At 40.2% G+C, this 19561-nt stretch carries 17 protein-coding genes, 1 tRNA gene and 4 pseudogenes; 12 read left to right on the top strand and 10 right to left on the bottom strand.

The window, feature by feature from the left end; all coding sequences use genetic code 11:
* The first annotated feature begins 261 nt into the window (after positions 1 to 261).
* From D2C78_00785 to D2C78_00740, 10 genes and pseudogenes are all read left to right on the top strand, one after another.
* Positions 262 to 959, top strand: a pseudogene (locus tag D2C78_00785) (M protein).
* Complete coding sequence (locus D2C78_00780) at positions 960 to 1820, top strand: hypothetical protein (GenBank protein QEF34652.1); 861 nt, start codon at positions 960 to 962, stop codon at positions 1818 to 1820.
* A 35-nt stretch (positions 1821 to 1855) separates the two neighbouring features.
* A complete protein-coding gene (locus tag D2C78_00775; GenBank protein ID QEF34651.1) occupies positions 1856 to 4264 on the top strand; it encodes a hypothetical protein in 2409 nt (802 codons plus the stop codon).
* A complete protein-coding gene (locus tag D2C78_00770; GenBank protein ID QEF34650.1) occupies positions 4261 to 4830 on the top strand; it encodes a hypothetical protein in 570 nt (189 codons plus the stop codon). Before D2C78_00775 ends, D2C78_00770 begins: the two co-directional genes overlap by 4 nt.
* A 15-nt stretch (positions 4831 to 4845) precedes the next feature.
* Positions 4846 to 5106, top strand: a complete 261-nt coding sequence (locus D2C78_00765) for a type VII secretion protein (protein ID QEF34649.1) — start codon at positions 4846 to 4848, stop codon at positions 5104 to 5106.
* Positions 5107 to 5116: 10 nt separating this feature from the next.
* The gene (locus tag D2C78_00760) at positions 5117 to 6601 is read left to right on the top strand and encodes a 5-amino-6-(5-phosphoribosylamino)uracil reductase (GenBank protein QEF34648.1); all 1485 of its coding nucleotides are present in this window, start codon (positions 5117 to 5119) and stop codon (positions 6599 to 6601) included.
* Positions 6571 to 6990 (top strand): SMI1/KNR4 family protein, encoded by a 420-nt coding sequence (locus D2C78_00755; protein QEF34647.1) that lies wholly within the window; start codon positions 6571 to 6573, stop codon positions 6988 to 6990. The genes D2C78_00760 and D2C78_00755 overlap by 31 nt, the downstream gene beginning before the upstream one ends.
* A gap of 1 nt (position 6991) precedes the next feature.
* The gene (locus D2C78_00750) at positions 6992 to 7342 is read left to right on the top strand and encodes a hypothetical protein (protein QEF34646.1); all 351 of its coding nucleotides are present in this window, start codon (positions 6992 to 6994) and stop codon (positions 7340 to 7342) included.
* Positions 7287 to 8238 (top strand): annotated as a pseudogene (locus tag D2C78_00745) (ATP-binding protein). The gene D2C78_00750 and the pseudogene D2C78_00745 overlap by 56 nt, the downstream one beginning before the upstream one ends.
* 6 nt (positions 8239 to 8244) lie before the next feature.
* Positions 8245 to 9757 (top strand): annotated as a pseudogene (locus tag D2C78_00740) (DNA translocase FtsK).
* Positions 9758 to 9818: 61 nt separating this feature from the next.
* Here D2C78_00740 and D2C78_00735 read toward each other — a convergent pair.
* The 10 genes and pseudogenes from D2C78_00735 to D2C78_00690 form a co-directional block, all read right to left on the bottom strand.
* Positions 9819 to 10616, bottom strand: coding sequence for an urease accessory protein UreD (locus D2C78_00735; protein ID QEF34645.1), 798 nt, complete (start codon positions 10614 to 10616; stop codon positions 9819 to 9821).
* On the bottom strand, positions 10616 to 11215 hold the full coding sequence (ureG, locus tag D2C78_00730; GenBank protein QEF34644.1) for an urease accessory protein UreG: 600 nt from the start codon (positions 11213 to 11215) through the stop codon (positions 10616 to 10618). Before ureG ends, D2C78_00735 begins: the two co-directional genes overlap by 1 nt.
* Before the next feature lie 28 nt (positions 11216 to 11243).
* The gene (locus tag D2C78_00725) at positions 11244 to 12014 is read right to left on the bottom strand and encodes an urease accessory protein UreF (protein QEF34643.1); all 771 of its coding nucleotides are present in this window, start codon (positions 12012 to 12014) and stop codon (positions 11244 to 11246) included.
* 22 nt (positions 12015 to 12036) lie between these two features.
* Positions 12037 to 12549 (bottom strand): urease accessory protein UreE, encoded by a 513-nt coding sequence (ureE, locus tag D2C78_00720; GenBank protein ID QEF34642.1) that lies wholly within the window; start codon positions 12547 to 12549, stop codon positions 12037 to 12039.
* 1 nt (position 12550) lies between these two features.
* Complete coding sequence (locus tag D2C78_00715; GenBank protein QEF34641.1) at positions 12551 to 13138, bottom strand: acid-activated urea channel; 588 nt, start codon at positions 13136 to 13138, stop codon at positions 12551 to 12553.
* A gap of 223 nt (positions 13139 to 13361) precedes the next feature.
* On the bottom strand, positions 13362 to 15071 hold the full coding sequence (locus D2C78_00710; GenBank protein QEF34640.1) for an urease subunit beta: 1710 nt from the start codon (positions 15069 to 15071) through the stop codon (positions 13362 to 13364).
* A gap of 3 nt (positions 15072 to 15074) precedes the next feature.
* Positions 15075 to 15791, bottom strand: coding sequence for an urease subunit alpha (locus D2C78_00705; GenBank protein QEF34639.1), 717 nt, complete (start codon positions 15789 to 15791; stop codon positions 15075 to 15077).
* 272 nt (positions 15792 to 16063) lie between these two features.
* Positions 16064 to 16139 (bottom strand) — tRNA-Val (locus D2C78_00700).
* Positions 16140 to 16159: 20 nt separating this feature from the next.
* Positions 16160 to 16632: pseudogene (locus tag D2C78_00695) on the bottom strand (lipoprotein signal peptidase).
* Positions 16626 to 17963, bottom strand: coding sequence for a phosphoglucosamine mutase (locus D2C78_00690; GenBank protein QEF34638.1), 1338 nt, complete (start codon positions 17961 to 17963; stop codon positions 16626 to 16628). The pseudogene D2C78_00695 and the gene D2C78_00690 overlap by 7 nt, the downstream one beginning before the upstream one ends.
* A gap of 89 nt (positions 17964 to 18052) precedes the next feature.
* Here D2C78_00690 and D2C78_00685 point away from each other — a divergent pair, with 89 nt between their 5' ends.
* Entirely contained in the window at positions 18053 to 18322 is a 270-nt protein-coding gene (locus D2C78_00685; protein QEF34637.1) for a 30S ribosomal protein S20, read from the top strand.
* Positions 18323 to 18444: 122 nt separating this feature from the next.
* Positions 18445 to 19503 carry a peptide chain release factor 1 gene (prfA, locus tag D2C78_00680; protein ID QEF34636.1) on the top strand — a complete coding sequence of 353 codons (1059 nt, stop codon included), beginning with the start codon at positions 18445 to 18447 and terminating at the stop codon, positions 19501 to 19503.
* Positions 19504 to 19561 lie beyond the last annotated feature (58 nt).

Below are 19561 nucleotides of genomic sequence, written 5' to 3'. Positions count from 1 at the left end.
ACCAAAGACAAAGCTGAATTACAAAAGCAAGTGAAAGCGTTAGAACAATCTCAGCAAGTTTTACAAAATGAAAAAGCCGAATTGTTAAGAGAAAAAGACAATCTAACTAAAGATAAAACAGAACTGACTGAAAAAAATCAGAGGCTAACCACAGAAAAAACAGAATTAAATAACAAGATTACTGGGTTATCCACAGATAAAGAAAATCTAACTAAAGACAAAACAGATCTGACTAACAAAAACGCCGAATTACAAAAGCGAGTGAAAGAGTTAGAACAATCTCAGCAAGTTTTAAAAAATGAAAAAGCCGATCTGACCAACGAAAACACCAAGTTAAAAAATGAAAAAACAGATCTGACTGAAAAAAATCAAAGGCTAACCACAGAAAAAACAGAATTAAATAACAAGATTACTGGGTTAGCCACAGAAAAGAAAGGCTAGAAAGAGAAAATAAAAATCTAGCCGCAGAAAAAGAAAGACTCAATACAGATCTATCAACAGCAAAAAGCCAAGCCGAACAAACGAGCCAAAAACTAAACGAGCTAGAGCGAAGGCACGCCCCATACCAAAAATTAGAAAAACTCTATGAAGTCTTTTTGGAAGTCAAAGATCGCTTGAATTTTAATTTTGTAGCAACAACTCATAGTGCAATGGATTTGATCGCATCTGTTCTTAGCGATAGCAAATACTATTTAGAAAGCCTTTATAACAAAGCGAGCCAAGAATTAAGCGATAAGAGGAGCGATAAAGGCGAAAAATTAGCTGAATTGTTTGATTTGCTTTTTGAATACATTAAGGATAGTAAATTTGAGCGTTTGAAAGAGCCAAGCACTTATGATCATTCATGCAAAACGCTATACCCAGAGCAAAACACTTCTCAAAAGATGCAAAGAGTGGTCTTAAGAGGCTATAAGCACAATGATAAAGTGTATTACACTATCGTGGATATGGGATCATAAATGGGAAGGCTCATTGAAAAATGGTTTGGCTTCTCTCAAATCAGAGAAGAATTAGAAGCTCGCATCAGTGGGTTAGAAAATGAAAACACCGAGCTAGAAAACAGAAATGACAAGTTATTCGCAGAAAAAGAATACTTAGCTGCAGAAACTAGCGGATTAAAAGACGCTAACAATCAATTACGGCAAAAAAACGACAAGTTATTCATAACAAAAGACAAGCTAACTAAAGCAAACACCGAACTATATAGAGAAAGAAATGATCTAGCTAGAGAAAAAGAAAATCTAAACAATCAGCTTAATGCATCACAAAAGCAAGTGAAAGAGTTAGAACAATCTCAGCAAGTTTTAAAAAATGAAAAAGCCGAGTTATCAAAAGAAAAAGAAAATCTAACTAAAGCAAACACCGATCTGAAAACCGAAAACGACAAGCTCAACCACCAAGTTGTCGCGCTCAATAAAGAGCAGGATAGTCTCGAACAAGAGCGAGCGAAATTACAAGATGAGCATGGGTTTTTAGAAAAACGATGCGCCAATTTAGAGAAAGACAACCAACGCCTAACCGACAAGCTCAAACAATTAGAAAGTGCTCAAAAAAATTTGGAAAACTCTAACGCTCAATTAGCGCAAGCTAAAGAAAAAATAGCCACAGAAAAAACCGAGCTGGAGCGAGAAATCGCGTGCTTAAGGAGTTTAGAGGGTATGGAAGCCAAAAGCGACCTAGACTTACACAACAGGCGTTTAGCGAGCGCAAACCAGGATTTAAAACGCCAAAAAAGAAAATTAGAAGAAGAGAACATCGCCCTCAAAGAGAGAGTTGATGGCTTGAACGAGCAACTCTCAAAACCACAAAAACCACAATAAAGGAAATATCATGGTAAAAAGAAAAAAGTTTAGAACTGCCTCTTGGCCACCCCTTAGTAGAGAAATTGTGCGATCGGTCTTTAAAGGATGGAGTCAAATTCAATGAAAAAAGTGAGCCGAATTTCAAAGATGAAGTGTCAGAAGAAGACAAAATCAAATTCAAACAAGCGCTGCGGGTGCTTCATGCGATTGCCAATAATGAGACTTCTTTAAGGTATCTTTCTGATGAAAATCAAAAATTCCTAGAGGATTTAGCGCAAGCTAAAAAGATCGCTAATGAGCAAATAGAAAAAATCTTAGAGATCGTTTCTATTAGCGATGTGGATGTGGATTTTGAAAAATTTAAAGAGTTAATGCTCAAGGGGGATAACGAAGCGGTAGGCCTTAAGAGCTATAGCCAAAGCCAATTGCTTGATTTAAACGGAGGGCATTGGGATTTAGAGGTGCCTAGCGTGCCTAAAGAAAGCGTAACCTTTAGGTTTGATAATTTGCCCAAAAACCCTGACAATCCTAGCAAAGAAGAGAATTTCTATGCCCGTTCAAGTTTGAAAGATTTAAACAAGCATGGCGTTGTCGCTATTGACTTTGGGACTAAAAGCACGACCGCAAGCTATATGGATAAGACAGGAACATACCGCTTGCTCTCTATTGGCGGGGATGTAGATATAGAGAGTTTGGAAAAGTATGAAAACCCCACGATAGTGGAGTTCAGAAATAAAGAAAAGTTTCTTAAAGATTACAACGCTTTAGATCACCGCCCTTTCACGGAAAAGAACCATATAGAAGTGGCACATGAAGCCCAAAAGAACGCTGCAGGCGTTAAAGGGAATGATTTGTATCGGTTTTTTTCTCAATTGAAGCAATGGGCTGGAGCGGATGAAAAGCAGAATTTTAGGGATCTCATAGAGGATTTTCCTTTAGAAAGCTTTACTAATTGCACGGAGTTTAACCCCATAGAAATCTACGCTTACTGCATCGGACGCTGCATCAACAACATGGAAAATGGCGTGTTTTTGAAATACTTTTTATCCTACCCCATCAAGTATGAAAAGCATCAGGCTGAAAAAATCAGAGAGAGTTTTGAAAGAGGCTTGAAAAAATCTTTACCCCGGCATGTTTTTGGCGATGAAAAAACGGCTAAAACTTTCAAAGTGGAATTAAAAGCGAGCGAGCCTTGCGCGTATGCCATTAGCGCTTTAAAAAGCTATGGGTTTTTTAAATCAGAGAAGTTAGACAAGCCGGTTTATTACGGGGTGTTTGATTTTGGGGGCGGGACGACGGATTTTGACTTTGGCAAATGGGAAAAAAGCGCTAATCCTAAGTTCGCTTACAAAATGACGCATTTTAGCAGTGGAGGGGATAAATATTTAGGCGGTGAAAATTTATTGGAATTGTTGGCTTGGGAAGCGTATGCCAAAAATTTCCAAGAGCTGAAAGAAAAAGACATTGTCATCGCTAAGCCCAACTACGACAGGATCGATACGCAACGCTTTGGATCGTTTATGCAAAACTCTAGAGAAGCGCGCTTGAATTTGCAAACGATCGCTTCTGAATTGCGCCCTTTTTTAGAAAATTTAGACGCCAATAGTATAGAAGCGATAGAAGAAAATGAAAACTTTGAGATAGAGAGTTTTGAAAAGGATTTTAAAGCCATGCTGTTTGATAGGAATGGGGTAGAAACAGAATGCAATCTCCAAGTTGATTGCAAAGAGCTTTTAAACCTCTTAAAAGACAAGATCAATGAAGGCGTTGCCAACTTCTTTGCCGGATTTTCTAAAGTGATGGCTGAAAACATTGATGATCAATGTCGGGCGTTTCATATTTTCTTAGGCGGGAATGCGAGCCGTTCAGCACTGGTCAAACAAGCGTTTGAAAACGCCAAAGAAAAGCAGCTCAAAGATTACCAGCAAAAGACTTCTAAAAATGATTTTAAATTCATCATTTATGAGCCACTAGGCACAGAAAAATCAGACAAACAGATTTTAGAGCTTACAGGAGAAGACGTTTCTAACACGCCCGCTTATTTGAAGCCCACTTGCAAAACCGGGGTGGCTTTTGGGCTTTTAGAAAGCAGGGACAAGCCTAATGGGATTGAAATGCCCTCTATAAGCTCCAACCCTGTGTTTAAATACGATCTAGGCATTGAGATAGAGGGGAAATTCCACGCTAAAATCCATAGGGATTCTTTAAAGCCTAATGAATACCAGATTTTCCAAACTAAAGAGGAATGGGGAGGTTTTGATGAGCTAGAGATACGCTACAGCGACAAAGCCCTAGCCAACACCAACACTCTAAACATTAAAGATACGCAAATGATTTCCATAGCGCTAGAAGAGCATGAAGAAATGGATGTGAAGGTGTGTTGCGTGGATTCCCAAAGCATTAAAGTGGGGCTGTTTAAAGACGACCAATTGATCTATGAAAGCGAGGCAGAAAAATTATGATGACTAAGAACGCGTATGCGTTTGTTGTGATTGAAAAAAGTATTATGGTGTTTAAATGCACCAAAGACAAGGGGATAATCCCTATCACTGAAGGCTTTGCGCCGTTAAAAGAGGGCTTTTTGAGAAGTTTTAAAGAGCGTTGTAATCTGGAATTTTTAGAAAATTTAGACCTTTTGTTTTTGTATGATTACCCGTTTTCAAGCGAGGTTTTTTCCTTGTGTAAAGATTTGAAAAATTCCATTTGGGACAGAAAGCTTGTGGTAGCGTTAGTGGAGGCTTTGGAGGGTTTTAAGGGCTTGAATTTGTCTCTTAAAATAGAAGACAAGCGTTCTAACAGCTTGGGTAATGGCGTTCAAAAATTGCTCACCAACGCTGATTTAGGGAGCACCCATAAACCAATCGTGATAGACAGCATGAAAACATACCACCAAAGCCAACAAGAAAAATACAAAAGAGAAAGAGGCGAAACGCTAGAGATTCGCCCCACAACACCCCCTAGCTATGGGGGTGGGAGCATTAGAATCAGCGGCGATAAAAAGCCTGATTCCAATGAAGAAAATTTTTAAAAGAAAGGACAACCGATGAGCAGAGTGCAAATGGATACCGAAGAGGTCAGAGGATTTGTAGGGCATTTAGAACGCTTTAAAGAGTTGCTAAGAGAGGAAGTGAATAGCTTGAGCGGCCATTTTCATAATTTAGAATCATGGCGAGACGCTAAAAGAGACAAATTTAGCGAGGTGCTAGATAATTTGAAAAGCACTTTCAATGAATTTGATGGAGCCGTGCAAGAGCAAATCGCATGGCTTAAAGAGAGGATTAGGGTTTTAGAGCAAGATTATTAAGGGGTGGTTTATGGCTGAATGGAAAACGGACACAGAAGAAGTCAAAAAGGTTGTTGGAGGATGCAGGGATTTTAAAGAATCCCTGCAAGAAAAAAGGTGTGGTGGTTTTATCAAAGACCTTGATAGTTACGCGCTAAAAATCATAGTGGAGCGCAGAAAAATTGAAATGCAATTGGAAAAAGCCATAGGAGAATTAAAAAAAGCTAGAAAGGAGCGGAGTGGTTTTTGGGGATTTCTTGGAGAGCTTGGGAGAGATTTTGGTAATGCGGTAGGGTCGGTTATCCCTCCTGTTAAATTATGCGCTGAACTTTGTGAAAAGGGCTTAAACCTTATGGAAGACAATATAGAAAGATGGGAACACAATGTGAGGTTATTAGAACGAATGCTTGAAATCTACGCCACTCAAGCCAAAGCGAGCGCGGAGCTTGTGAATCAAGCTTGGGAGGGCGTTAAAAAGAGGTTGCATTTTTATACCGATAAGCACCAGGAATTTATCAGGCGTTTGAAACAAGCGAGCGAAGCGATAGATAACGAATACAACTTTCCAACCCCAGGCGTTTTAATGGAATACGATTTTGAACGGCCTGCTATCTCTTATAACCCTAAAAAAAGCGTTTTTAATGAACGATTGAAAGATTTGAGAGAAGATTTTAGCGCTTCTTTATACGCTGATTGGAAAGACAGGATCAACGCTTTTTCTCATAGGGATCGCGCTAAAGCCTCTAAAGAGCGAGAATTTGAAAAAAATTTAGAGGATTGGATGGGCGCATCTTCTTATGATGAAAACCCTAACGATGAATTGGATCGCATGGCAATCTCTAAAGAACAAGAATTGGAAAAGAGTTTAGAGGATTTGATGCCAAGCGTTTTAGGCGTGCCTTCTTATAACGAAAGCTTGACTCTAGCCAAAAAACATTGCGTTAAAAATTGTAAGAAAGCTTTAGAAGATTTTGCAGAAAAGATCAAAGAATCCCCTAACGATTCAAACGCTATCAATGAAGCCTTTGATAATTTAGAAACAGAGTTGGAGCGCGCTACAGAAAATTTGAGCCAAAAAATCGATCCCATTTTAGAACGCAATGAAAATTATACGCAAAAAGCGTTGGAGTATAGGGAGTTTTTAGAAAGCCGTAAAGAGGGCTTTATTGTAGATGAAAAAAACCCCTATCCGGAAGAAGTCCGCTTTAATGAGTGGCGTTTGGCGGAATTTGATAGCGTTTTTAGCGCCATTGCGCCTTTAGAAGATTTAAATAAAACCGCATGCGCTCATCATGCCCTAAAGGCTTTACAAGCCGCGCTTAAAGACAACGATTTGGGCTTTGATGCGAAAGATTTGGAACAGATCGCAAAAGGATTCATCCCTAGGGGCTATTTATGGCATTTTGACGCGAATGTTTTAGGGAATGTGGCGTTGGTGAGAGAAGAGTTATTGTTGGGCGTGAAACACACGAAAGGATATTCACTATGGACAGAATTTCTACAGAAACAGAATTGAATTGGGAATTTGTAGAGCCGCTCAATGAGAATGCGTTGAACGGGTTAGAAGAGCGGTTGAAAATAGGCTTGAGCGATGAATTTAAGGACTTTATCAAACGATCAAACTATGGTTTTAGCCAATTGCGTTATTTCATGGTGGGCAATGAATCCTACACGTTCAAACATGTTTTGAATTTCAATTTAGAGAGCTTGTTCATTGATTTCATGCAGAGCTTAAAAGAATGGTTAGAGCCTGAAGAAATCGTTTTTGCTAATGACGGGTATGGGGGGTATTATCTTTGGAATACCACCACTGATGTGGTGCTGTTTTTAGACACTGATGATGGCTCAAAAAAAGCGCTATTAAATCTTAAAATGTTTTTAAAAAAACTGGAATCAAGGGGTTAAAATGTTTTCTCATAAAGTTTTTTTGGAGGGTTGCACCAATGAGTTAAGAAGGATTTGCGACTATTTCGTAGAAAACGCCATGCAAGATGATTTGGGGCAGAAACTTAAAAGTGAGGCGCTAGAGGAGATGCTAAAAATCGCGCATGATTTAGAAAATTTAGAGCAAGACACTCAATACCAAAGAAGAAAAATCAACGATCAAATTGAAGAAGCCAAGCGTTTGGAGAAGCAAGTTGATATGCAAGATCGCCACTCACAAAGCGAGATCGATAGGCTTATGCGTGAAGCCAAAGAGCATGAAAGAGAAGCCAAGAGGCGCTATGATGAATATCTTAAGGATAAAGATGATTGATGCGGGTAATTTATTAAAAGAACTGGACGATGCCTTAGATAAGGTTGTTGCTAAAAAAGAGCCAGAGAGCTTTCTCAAGCCGTCAACTTTAAAGATAGAGGACTATCAAAAGAGTATCAGGCAAATTCAAGCGCAATTCACAGACACGCCACAATTCAATGAAACGACCACTTACCCTCAATTTTTAAGCTGTGGTTTGTTGGAAATTAAAGGCAAAAATGGCGCTAACATGGAATTTTTATTGCCTAAAGTTTATCCTTTCCCCCCTAAAAGCTTGTATATAGAGCATGAAAAAGACGGGCAGTTTTTAAGAGAAATGCTCATGCGCTTACTCTCCAGCGTGCCCTTGGTGCAATTAGAAGTGATCTTGGTTGATGCGCTGAGTCTAGGGGGTATTTTCAATCTGGCCAGAAGGCTTTTAGATAAAGACAACGACTTTATTTACCAGAAAAGGATTTTAACCGAAAGCAAGGAAATAGAAGAAGCCCTAAAGCATTTGTATGAATATTTAAAGGTTAATTTGCAAGAAAAATTGGCCGGTTTTAGAGATTTTGCGCATTATAATGAAGAAAAAGAAGACCGCTTGCCTTTAAAAGCGCTTTTTTTAAGCGGGGTGGATGCTTTGAGTAAAGACGCGCTTTATTATTTGGAAAAGATCATGCGTTTTGGCTCTAAAAATGGGGTTTTGAGCTTTGTCAATTTGGAGAGTGAAAAAAAACAATCAATCCGCAGAAGATTTGAAAAATTATGCGGAGTGTTTTAAAGATACGACAAGTTTTGAACGCTTTAAATACCTTAATGTGGAAGTGATCAACGATCAAGGTATTAAATCCCAGCACATGCAAGATTTCGCCGATAAAATCAAAGCGTATTACGAGAAAAAGAAAGTAGTCAAAAGCGAGTTGAAAGCCTTACAAAAAGACGAAAAATTTTGGACTAAAAGCTCTCAGTATGAAGTGGTTGTGCCGGTAGGGTGGGATATTAACCATAAGGAAGTGTGTTTTGAAATCGGTAACGCACAAAACCACACGCTCATTTGCGACCACAGCGGGAGCGGGAAATCCAATTTCTTGCATGTGCTGATCCAAAATCTAGCTTTCTACTACGATCCCGATGAAGTCCAACTCTTTTTGTTAGACTATAAAGAGGGGGTGGAATTTAACGCGTATGTAGCAGATACCCCTTTAGAGCATGCGAGGTTGGTGAGCGTGGCGAGTTCAGTCTCTTATGGCATCACTTTCTTGAAATGGCTTTGTGATGAAATGCAAAAAAGAGCCGAGCTGTTCAAGCAGTTTAAGGTGAAAGATTTAAGCGATTACCGAAAGCATGACGAAATGCCCAGACTGATCGTAGTGATTGATGAATTTCAGGTGCTTTTTAGCGATAACTCCACTAAAGCGGTGGAGGGGCATTTAAACACTCTGCTTAAAAAGGGCCGCAGTTATGGGGTGTATTTAGTTTTAGCCACTCAAACCATGCGCGGCACTGACATTAATCCAAGCTTTAAGGCTCAAATCGCTAACCGCATCGCTTTGCCTATGGATGCAGAAGACAGCAGTAGTGTTTTGGGCGATGATGCGGCTTGTGAGCTTGTCAGGCCAGAAGGCATTTTCAACAACAACGGAGGGCATCAAAAATACCACACCAAAATGAGTATCCCTAAAGCCCCTGATGATTTCAAATCTTTTCTCACAAAAATACACGCTGAATTTAACCAAAGAAATCTCGCGCCCATAGATCGTAAAATCTATAATGGCGAGACACCTTTAAAAATGCCCAACACCCTTAAGGCTAATGAAATGCGTTTGCATCTGGGCAAAAAAGTGGATTATGAGCAAAAGGACTTGATAGTGGAGTTTGAAAGTAACGAATCGCATTTGTTGGTGGTGAGCCAAGATTTAAACGCTCGCATCGCTTTAATGAAACTCTTATTCCAAAACATTAAGAGCGCGAACAAAGAATTGGTTTTTTTGCAATAAAGAAAAACGCTTGATAAGGTCTTTTGACGCGCCAAAAGAATACGGCATTACGCCCATAGAAAACGCTTTAAACGCTTTAGATGCCGCTACTAACCGCCCTAATAGCGTGCTTGTGATAGACAATCTCAACGAAGCGAAAGAATGGCACGACAAAGTAGGGGTGGAAAAGTTAAAATCGTTTTTAGAAAAAGCCATAGACAACGAGCAGTATTGCATCATCTTTGTGCACGACTTCAAACAAATTAAAACTAATTACCATTTTGACAAGTTAAGAGAATTGTTAAACCACCACTTCAAGCAATGCCTGGCCTTTAAGTGCAATGGGGAAAACTTAAACGCTCTCAAAAGCAATTTACCTTCACCAAGCGAACTCAACGCACTCTTCATAGAGCTTTCTAAAGACAGCGTTACTGAGTTCAGGCCTTTCAGCTTATAAGGGGGAGCTAAAAAAAGGGGGGTTAAAAAGACTAAAGGGATTTAATCTTTTTGAAGCACTTTCAAACCTTTTGCGTGGTGGTTTGCGTGATGAAGCGAGCGATTTTTTCTCTTAAATGCAACAAGGGTTCTGAGCCTTTCGCTAAAGCTTTCAGGCATAAATGAGAACTAGCAATCTCGCTCACGGCTCCATCCACTCCTTCGCTCTCTTCAATCAATCCTCGCACGCCAGACAGCTCTATGGGGCAATTGACAAGCACCAGATTCAAATAATGTGTGTAGCCATCAAACATGCACATGTTTGTCATGTCGGTGGTTTTGGGATCTAAAATCGTGTTATCATAATAGATAGGTTTCTCATCTTGTAAAATAGAGATTTTAGTGTGCAAGCGGTTGAATTGGAACAACTCATTACGAGCCACTCGCCCAGCGACAATGATTTCACTATAAAGCAATTGAGAGCTAGAGCGTAAAGAAATCGTGGTATTGCCCTTAAAATGCGCGTTTTCAAAGGGGATTAACGGGAAAGGCGCAAAGTCTAAAAAGGCGTTTTCCCCCACAACGATATGCATGTCTCTGCTGGCAAACCCGTCTTCAGTGTTATGGATTTTTTCAAAGGATTGCGAAGTGATCCTTAGTTTGCAATTTTGACCGATGTTTAATTGCATGTCTTGCGCATCGCCTTTCATTAAGCCAGGGCTTACCGCTAAAAGCATGATTTCAGCTAAATCGTCTTTAGGGTAAAAGGGTGCCATGAGCTTAAAGGGGGGCGTGAAGAAATTGTCTTCAATCACGCACCGCCCATCAGCCCCTATTTTGGTTTTTAGCCTGAGTTTGGATTCTTGAGCGTAAGTGTTCATCAATCTTCCAATAAAGCGTTGCGCTTGATCCAAGCGATCACATCATCTAGGCCTTCTTTAGCGCGGATATTCGTAAAAATAAAGGGCTTTTCGCCGCGCATTTTTTTAGAATCCCTTTCCATGACTTTCAAGTCCGCTCCCACATAGGGGGCTAAGTCAATTTTATTGATGACAAGCAAGTCTGAGCGCGTGATTCCTGGCCCGCCTTTTCTGGGGATTTTATCGCCCTCAGCCACATCAATCACAAAAATCGTAAAATCCGCTAGCTCTGGGTTGAAAGTCGCTGAAAGGTTGTCGCCTCCGCTTTCAATCAAAAGCAGTTCCAAATTAGGGAAACGGCCATGCATTTCTTCTACCGCTTCTAAATTCATGGAAGCGTCTTCTCTAATGGCCGTGTGCGGACAGCCCCCTGTTTCTACGCCAATGATTCTCTCTCGTGGCATCACCGAATTTTTACACATAAACTCTGCGTCTTCTTTAGTGTAAATATCATTAGTGATGACCGCCATGTCATAATCTTTTGACATGTGGCGCGTTAAAGCTTCAATCAAGGCGGTTTTACCGCTTCCTACAGGACCACAAACTCCAATTTTTACCATAAAATTCCTTTCAATTTGAGATTAAAATTCAAGACATATAAAGGCGCGAGTATAAACTCTCATGTTGCATCGCCTTAATGTCGTTTTGAACGCTTGCCGCGCACAGGTGGCTTCCGTCTAGTTCTAGGGTTTTTTCTATGAGCTGGTTAAAAGGGCTTTGCAAGCTCAATAAGATTTTTTGCCCATCGTTTTGAGATAGTGGGACGCTTTTAACGCAGTTGATCACCATGTTAGAAGTTTGCGCATAAAGATAATGCCTTAAAGCCTTTTTCAATTCAATCCCCAAACTCGCCGCAAAAACGCCATAACTAGTGGCATGGGTGGGATCTTTGGTTTGTTGAGCGTAAGCGTTAAAAAATGCGCCCATGTCTAATTCGTTCATGGCTTGTAAGGTTTTAATGAAACGATTGCCTAGCTTTTGATTGGCTAATCGTAATTCCATGGGGCTTGTGGATAGCATAATAACTTCTTCAATCCCTAAGATTTTTTTTAAATCCTGTTGGAGGGTGCTTTCATAGGTTAATTTCAAGCTCAGCATTTCCGTATAAAGGAACTGGCTAGAAAGATTGGCCTTTAGATATTCTAAAGCGCTTTCTTTATTGCTAACCTTTTTTTGCTGGATGTAAGTTTCTAGCCCAAAAGAATGCGTGTAAGAGCCAATAGGGAACACCGCATCATTGACTTGTAAGATCAGAAATTCATTATCCACATGACTATTGGCGTTGTCGTCTGTCTTTGGGGTTTTTGGGGGCATACCCACGCTTTTTTCAGTGCTTTTCACGCTTTTTCCTTTATCCATTTGTTATTTTTCTATTTCTTTTCTATTTTACGACCACTTTAAAATCGCTCGCTAGTGAGACCTTAAAATTAGGCTCACTATGGGGCATGCTCACGGTTAAGCGTTCTTTGGAATTTAGTTTTGAACTTAAAACACGATTTTGAACCCCTAGCTTTTCTAATAACGCTAGCGTGGGCTTTTCAAATGGTGTTTTAAATTCAAATTGAGACTCGCCATAGTATAAAGCCGCATGGCGGTTCCCTATTTCGTAGCATATTTTTGCTACTTCTGCCACGCTCTTAGCTTGGATGTGAATGACTTCAGAATCCAAGATATTAACGGCGATAATTTCCTTCTCTTCTTTAAATAAAATATCCCCTTGAGAGAGACCCAACTTGGGAGCGTCTTTAAGGCGTATGGCTATGTCTTTGCCTTGCCTGGTTTTAAAGCGAGCGATTTTTTTCCTCGTTTCAAACCATTCCAAATCCACATAATCCACGCTGAAATCCAAGGGGTTTAAATCCCTTAGATTGCCCATTAAACGCTCTATGATCATCTCACACCCAGTGTTGGATAAAGAGTAACCAAGCAGGAATCCAAGCGGTTAAAATACCCTCAATGATAGCAAGCCATGGAGTGAATTTCCCTAAAGGGATTTTCAAGATGTTTTCAATGAAAGCGGTAAGCCACAAAACACCCCAAGCCAACCAAATGATCGCCCACCAATCGCCTTCAGTGATACCTAACACTTTGTGGTCATCAAGCATATCGCTATAGTGGGATAAAATCGCAGCAGGAACAGTGTTGATCGCTACGAATAAGCTATACCAAGAATACGGCCTCCAATCCAAACCAAAAGTGTGGTTGATAGCGGCATACAAGTAGGTAAAACCAAACAATAACCCAGTCGCTGGCCCATAGAAACTGGTCAAATGGTGCGATACTTGAACAATATCTTCTGCACCTTCTACAGGGGCTGTAGGGTGGAGTGCGGAGTAAGTGATGACCACCACATTACAAACAATGGAAAGTCCGCCCACAAAAAAGTTCATCACCGCGGTGCTTTTAGGATCGACTTTGGTTAATCCGCAAATCCCATTGCTGATTAAAACAATCCCAACATATAACAATACAAGTCCTAGCATTGCCTTATCCTTCCAAAACAAAATTTTTACAACAAACGCACCTTACGAATAACCTTTGTTGCTTGAGCTAATCATAAAGAAAAATAGTAAATTGACAAAAAATAAAACAAAAAAATAAGCCCCTAACTTTTAATAAATAATAAAAGTCAGAGAGCTTAAAAACTAAGATTTAAGGAGAAACGCTCCTTAAAATCCTAGAAAATTAAAAATCCTAGAAAAAATCCTAGAAAATGCTAAAGAGTTGAGCCAAGCTCACTTTATTAGCTGGTTTAGAAGTGACTTCTTTGCCATCCACGAACACATGGTAAGTTTCAGGATTGACTTCAATGTGAGCGGTAGTGTCATTGAATTGCATGTCTTTTTTGGTGATGTTTCTGCAATTTTTTACCGGCAACACTTGTCTTTCAAGCCCTAATTCTTCTTTAATGCCTTTGTCATAAGCCGCTTGGGACACAAAAGTGATGTTTGCATCGTATTTAGCTTTACCATGGTGAGCGAACATTTCTCTGTAATAAACCGGTTGTGGGGTAGGGATAGAAGCGTTCGCATCACCCATTTGACTTAACGCAATGAATCCGCCTTTGATAATCATGTTGGGTTTCACGCCAAAGAACGCTGGACTCCACAATACCAAGTCAGCCACTTTGCCCACTTCTACAGAACCTACATACTCGCTAATCCCATGAGCGATCGCTGGGTTAATGGTGTATTTAGACAAGTAGCGTTTGATCCTGAAGTTGTCGTTATCGCCTTTTTCTTCTTTCAAGCGGCCAAATTCTTTTTTGTTTTTATCAGCTGTTTGCCAAGTTCTGGTGATAACTTCACCCACACGACCCATCGCTTGAGAGTCAGAACTGGTGATTGAGAAAATCCCCATGTCATGCAAAGTGTCTTCAGCCGCAATGGTTTGAGGGCGAATCCTTGAATCAGCGAACTGAACATCTTCTTTAATGCTTTTATCCAAGTGGTGGCACACCATGAGCATGTCCATGTGTTCGGCTTCTGTGTTCACTGTGAAAGGGATAGTGGGGTTAGTGGAAGCGGGTAGGATGTTGTGTTCACCGGCCACTTTAATAATATCAGGAGCGTGTCCGCCGCCAGCACCCTCAGTGTGGAAAGTGTGCATAGTGCGTCCGGCAATAGCAGCCATAGTGTCTTCCACGCAACCAGCTTCATTCAAAGTGTCTGTGTGGATAGCGACTTGCACATCGTATTTGTCCGCAACATCTAGCGCATGATTGATTGCAGAAGGAGTGGTGCCCCAGTCTTCGTGGATTTTAAAGCCAATCGCACCGGCTTCAATTTGATCCGCTAAGCTCGCATCGTTAGAAGCGTTACCTTTAGCCAAGAAACCTAAATTCATAGAATATTCTTCAGCCGCTCTGAGCATCCATTTTAAGTTTCTTCTACCTGGAGTGATAGTAGTCGCATTAGTGCCATCAGCAGGACCGGTTCCGCCACCAATCATGGTTGTTACACCGCTTGCAAAAGCTGTAGGGATTTGTTGGGGTGAAATGAAGTGTATGTGTGTGTCAATACCACCAGCAGTTACGATTAAGCCTTCACCGGCTAGTGCTTCAGTAGCAGGACCTACGCTAAGATTGTTTTTAACGCCATCTTGCATGTCTTTGTTACCGCCTTTACCAATGCCAGCGATTTTGCCGTCTTTAATACCAATATCCGCTTTATAAATACCGGTGTAATCCACGATCAAAGCGTTAGTGATGATTAAATCCAGTTCTTCTTTGCTGGGGTTGTTAGATTGGCTCATGCCTTCTCTTAAGGTTTTACCGCCACCGAATTTAAGCTCTTCGCCATAAATGGTGTAGTCATGTTCTACTTCAGCGATCAAGTCTGTATCGCCCAATCTCACTTTATCGCCTGTAGTAGGGCCATACATAGAAACATATTCTTTTCTGCTAATCTTTTTCATTTCTTACTCCTTAATTGTTTTTACATAGTTGTCATCGCTTTTAGTGCCATGAAAACCACGCTCTTTAGCTCTGTGTAAAGCAATTTTTTTGCTTTCGTTATCGGCTTGCCTATCAACCAATGCGTTAAATCCAAAGATTCTTCTGTTACCGCCAATGTCAATCAATTCTACGGATTTTTCTTCGCCAGGCTCAAACCTTACCGCTGTCCCGCTCGCAATGTCTAAGCGTTTGCCGAAAGTTTTTTCTCTGTCAAAGTCTAGGCATCTATTCACTTCAAAGAAATGGAAGTGTGAACCGATTTGAACCGGTCTGTCGCCAACATTTTTAACTTTCACGCTAACGGCTTTTTTGCCTTCGTTGATAGTGATGTCTTCATTTTTTAAGAACAACTCACCAGGAACTAATTTACCATTAGCCTCAATAGGGGTATGCACGGTTACGAGTTTGGTCCCATCAGGAAACATCGCTTCAATACCCACTTCATGGATCATGCTTGCCACGCCATCCATCACATCATCCGGTTTTAAAAGAGTGCGTCCTTCTTGCATCAATTCAGCCGCAGTCTTTTTACCAGCTCTCGCTTCTTCCATAATATGGGCACTAATCAAAGCCACTGCTTCCACATAGTTAAGCTTAATGCCTTTTTCTTTGCGTTTCCTAGCCAATTCTCCAGCGTAGTGGAGCATCAACTTGTCTAACTCTTTTGGGGTGAGTTTCATCTCATTCTCCTATTCTTAAAGTGTTTTTCCTTGAAGACATAACGAAATCAAGGTTGGAGTAATTGTAGCAATGTTTTGATTTACTAAGATTAACAGAAGCGTTCATTAACTAATTATTATTTAAAATGAATTAGTGTTATAGTTTTGAAGTGCCATAAAAGCGTTACTTGTAAGTGCATTTAATACCCTTTAGAATCATTTGACAAAGATCAAAAACCCACAAAAAACAAGAATTAATGAGAATTAGGATTGGAGTAATATTGGAGCAATAATGGTGGCCACGACTGGACTTGAACCAGCGGCCACTACCATGTCAAGGTAGTGCTCTACCAACTGAGCTACGCGACCTTTTATTTTAAAAAGGGTAATTATGCCTTAATTTTGTTTTGTTTTTGCTTAAAAAAGAATTGTCTTAACAATAAAACGCCCACGCCCACATCTATCATGACATCAGCGAAATTAAAAATGGCAAAATCAAAGCCATAATGGTAATACACATAATCCACCACGCCCCCATGCACAAACCGGTCTAAAACATTAGAAACCCCAGCGCCAAACACCATGCCAAACTCTATCGCATGGTTTTTAAAAAGCTCCTTTTGGCGCATTAAAAAGATAAAAAGCCCTAAAATCAAAAGGATTTGCAAGTATTTCAAACCCCCTCTAAAAAACTGAGCAAGGAAAACGCCACGCCTTTATTGAACACTAAAACAATATCTATGATCAAACTTTCATAGCGAAACCCCTCTAAAATAGCGTATTTAATCGCTTGATCCGCGCCAAAAATAAGAAAAAAAACCCCTATAAAAACCAACAAGCTTTTTTGGGTGGTTTTTAGCACAAATGCCCTTCAAAAAACTCTTTTAATTCTTGCATTTTGGATTCTAAAAGTTTTTCATCTTTAGCTTCTAAAAGGATTCGTAATTTGTTTTCAGTGCCGCTATAGCGGATCAAATGGCGGATCTCTAGCTTGTCTAATTCTTTTAAAAGAGCGCTATAACCTTTCAGGCTTTCTAAAGGAAGCTTTTTTTGGATATTCAAATTTATTAGGCTTTGGGGGTATAATTCAAAGGGGTTTAGTGCAACAGAGCTTACTTGCTTGCTTTCTAACACTAACGCGCTCACTTGCAAAGCGCACACCAAGCCATCGCCTGTTTTAGCGTAATCGCTAAAAATGATATGCCCGCTTTGCTCGCCTCCAAAATTGGCTTTGTTCAATCGCATGCATTCGCTCACAAACTTATCCCCAATCGCGCAATGCTTCAATTCTAAATCTTGGGATTTTAAGTATTCTTTAAGGGCTAAATTGCTCATGTTTGTGGCGACAATCGCTTGAGAAGAAAGGGCGTTTTTAGATTTTTGATAAACCCCTAACACCCCTAAAAGCTTATCCCCATGCACGATATTCCCTAAATTATCCACCACCACTAGCCTATCCGCATCGCCATCAAAAGCAAAGCCCAAATCCGCGCGGTATTTTTTCACTTCCTGGCTCAATTGGTTGGGGTGTAAAGCCCCGCATTGTTCATTAATGTTACACCCATTAGGCTCATCATTAATCACCAACACATCAGCCCCAAGCTCGCTAAAAACGACCGGAGCCACCTTATAAGCCGCACCATTAGCGGTATCTAGCACGATCCTTAAACTCTGTAAATTCAAATGTTTGGGGAAAGAGTGTTTTAAATGCACGATATAGCGCCCTATGACATCATCTATCCTTTTAGCGCTACCGACGCTCTCGCCCACTTTATAACTAGAATGCAGTAATCCTTCATCATGAAAGATTTCTTCAATCGCTTTTTCTTCTTCTTCTTTAAGCTTATAGCCATAAGAATTGAAAAACTTAATGCCATTGTCTTCAAAAGGGTTGTGGCTTGCGCTTATCATAATGCCCGCATCACAGCGCATGTCTTCGGTTAAAAACGCAATCGCAGGGGTGGGCATAGGCCCTATTTGAATCACATTATAGCCTATGGAAGTTAAAGCGCTCACTAAAGCGTTTTCTACCATATAGCCGCTTTTTCTGGTGTCTTTACCGATTAAAATTTTATTCGTTTGAGAATGTTTTTTAAAATACAATCCGGCAGCAACGCCCAAACGCATCACAAACATGGGGGTGAGTTTCACCCCTGCTTTACCCCTCACGCCATCAGTCCCAAAAATTTTCATCGTTATAAAATACCTTTTAAACTATTTTTAATCAATTTTTAGATAGAATTATGCCAAATTTTACATTACAAAGGGATTAAAACAAGGCTATGGCAAATCATAAGTCCGCAGAAAAGCGAATCAGACAGACCATTAAAAGAACCGAACGCAACAGGTTCTATAAAACTAAAATTAAAAATATCATTAAAGCCGTGCGTGAAGCGGTCGCCATCAATGATGTAACAAAAGCTCAAGAGCGTTTGAAAATCGCTAATAAAGAGTTGCATAAATTTGTCAGCAAAGGGATTTTAAAGAAAAACACCGCTTCTAGGAAAGTCTCAAGGCTTAACGCTTCAGTGAAAAAAATCGCTCTCGCTTAGTTTTGGGGCGTTTTTGACTTCTTTAGCTCAGTAACGGGTTTTTATTATTGGGCTTCTTTTTAAGTTTTGCGTTTTTTAGATTGTTGCATCTTTTATTCACATCTTTTTATAGGTAGTCTTGCATGTCTATTCTAGCTGAAAAGCTTTCTTCCATTCTCAAACGATACGACGAACTCACAGCGTTGCTTTCCAGCACTGAAGTAATTAGCGATATTAAAAAACTCACCGAATTGAGCAAAGAGCAAAGCTCCATTGAAGAAATCTCCATAGCGAGTAAAGAGTATTTGAGCGTTTTAGAGAATATCAAAGAAAATAAAGAGCTTTTAGAAGACAAGGAATTGAGCGAACTGGCTAAAGAAGAGTTAAAAATTTTAGAAATCCAAAAAAGCGATCTAGAAACTGCCATTAAGCAACTCCTTATCCCCAAAGACCCTAACGACGATAAAAACATCTATTTAGAGTTAAGGGCCGGCACAGGGGGCGATGAAGCGGGCATTTTTGTAGGGGATTTGTTTAAGGCGTATTGCCGTTATGCGGATTTGAAAAAATGGAAAGTAGAGATAGTAAGCTCTAGCGAGAACAACATAGGGGGCTATAAAGAAATCATCGCTTTGATTAAGGGTAAGGGCGTGTATTCAAGGCTCAAATTTGAAGCAGGCACGCATCGAGTCCAAAGAGTCCCCGAGACAGAATCTCAAGGGCGCATCCACACTTCGGCTATCACAGTAGCGATCATGCCTGAAGTGGATGATGTAGAAGTTACCCTCAACCCTAGCGATTTAAAGATTGAAGTGTTTCGCGCTGGCGGGCATGGGGGGCAATGCGTCAATACCACAGACTCCGCGGTGCGCATCACGCATCTCCCCACCAATATCAGCGTGAGCATGCAAGATGAAAAATCCCAGCATAAAAACAAGGATAAAGCCCTAAAAATCCTAAAAGCACGCCTTTATGAAAAACAAATTGAAGAGCAACAGCTCGCTAACGCCAAAGACCGAAAGGAGCAAGTGGGTAGTGGGGACAGGAGCGAAAGAATCCGCACCTATAATTACCCGCAAAACCGCTTGAGCGAACACCGAATCAATTTAACTCTGTATAGTTTAGAAGAAATCATGCTTTCAGGGAATTTAGATGAAGTGATTAACCCTTTAATCGCTCATGCTCAAAGCCAGTTTGAATAGGATTTTACCATCAAACGATACGACAAAAGCGATAAAACACTCAAGCATTTTTAATTGA

Source organism: Helicobacter pylori, from assembly GCA_008032935.1.
GTDB lineage: Bacteria > Campylobacterota > Campylobacteria > Campylobacterales > Helicobacteraceae > Helicobacter > Helicobacter pylori_CX.
The sequence above is the reverse complement of the archived record's forward strand: the minus strand, read 5'-3'. Positions and strand labels throughout refer to the sequence as shown.

What these genes read in the sequence shown, in the direction of transcription:
- D2C78_00780 (QEF34652.1), top strand. Translation starts at nt 960, where the DNA reads ATGGGAAGGCTCATTGAAAAATGGTTTGGCTTCTCTCAAATCAGAGAA.
- D2C78_00770 (QEF34650.1), top strand. Translation starts at nt 4,261, where the DNA reads ATGATGACTAAGAACGCGTATGCGTTTGTTGTGATTGAAAAAAGTATT.
- D2C78_00765 (QEF34649.1), top strand. Translation starts at nt 4,846, where the DNA reads ATGAGCAGAGTGCAAATGGATACCGAAGAGGTCAGAGGATTTGTAGGG.
- D2C78_00760 (QEF34648.1), top strand. Translation starts at nt 5,117, where the DNA reads ATGGCTGAATGGAAAACGGACACAGAAGAAGTCAAAAAGGTTGTTGGA.
- D2C78_00755 (QEF34647.1), top strand. Translation starts at nt 6,571, where the DNA reads ATGGACAGAATTTCTACAGAAACAGAATTGAATTGGGAATTTGTAGAG.
- D2C78_00750 (QEF34646.1), top strand. Translation starts at nt 6,992, where the DNA reads ATGTTTTCTCATAAAGTTTTTTTGGAGGGTTGCACCAATGAGTTAAGA.
- D2C78_00735 (QEF34645.1), bottom strand. Translation starts at nt 10,616, where the DNA reads ATGAACACTTACGCTCAAGAATCCAAACTCAGGCTAAAAACCAAAATA.
- ureG (QEF34644.1), bottom strand. Translation starts at nt 11,215, where the DNA reads ATGGTAAAAATTGGAGTTTGTGGTCCTGTAGGAAGCGGTAAAACCGCC.
- D2C78_00725 (QEF34643.1), bottom strand. Translation starts at nt 12,014, where the DNA reads ATGGATAAAGGAAAAAGCGTGAAAAGCACTGAAAAAAGCGTGGGTATG.
- ureE (QEF34642.1), bottom strand. Translation starts at nt 12,549, where the DNA reads ATGATCATAGAGCGTTTAATGGGCAATCTAAGGGATTTAAACCCCTTG.
- D2C78_00715 (QEF34641.1), bottom strand. Translation starts at nt 13,138, where the DNA reads ATGCTAGGACTTGTATTGTTATATGTTGGGATTGTTTTAATCAGCAAT.
- D2C78_00710 (QEF34640.1), bottom strand. Translation starts at nt 15,071, where the DNA reads ATGAAAAAGATTAGCAGAAAAGAATATGTTTCTATGTATGGCCCTACT.
- D2C78_00705 (QEF34639.1), bottom strand. Translation starts at nt 15,791, where the DNA reads ATGAAACTCACCCCAAAAGAGTTAGACAAGTTGATGCTCCACTACGCT.
- D2C78_00690 (QEF34638.1), bottom strand. Translation starts at nt 17,963, where the DNA reads ATGAAAATTTTTGGGACTGATGGCGTGAGGGGTAAAGCAGGGGTGAAA.
- D2C78_00685 (QEF34637.1), top strand. Translation starts at nt 18,053, where the DNA reads ATGGCAAATCATAAGTCCGCAGAAAAGCGAATCAGACAGACCATTAAA.
- prfA (QEF34636.1), top strand. Translation starts at nt 18,445, where the DNA reads ATGTCTATTCTAGCTGAAAAGCTTTCTTCCATTCTCAAACGATACGAC.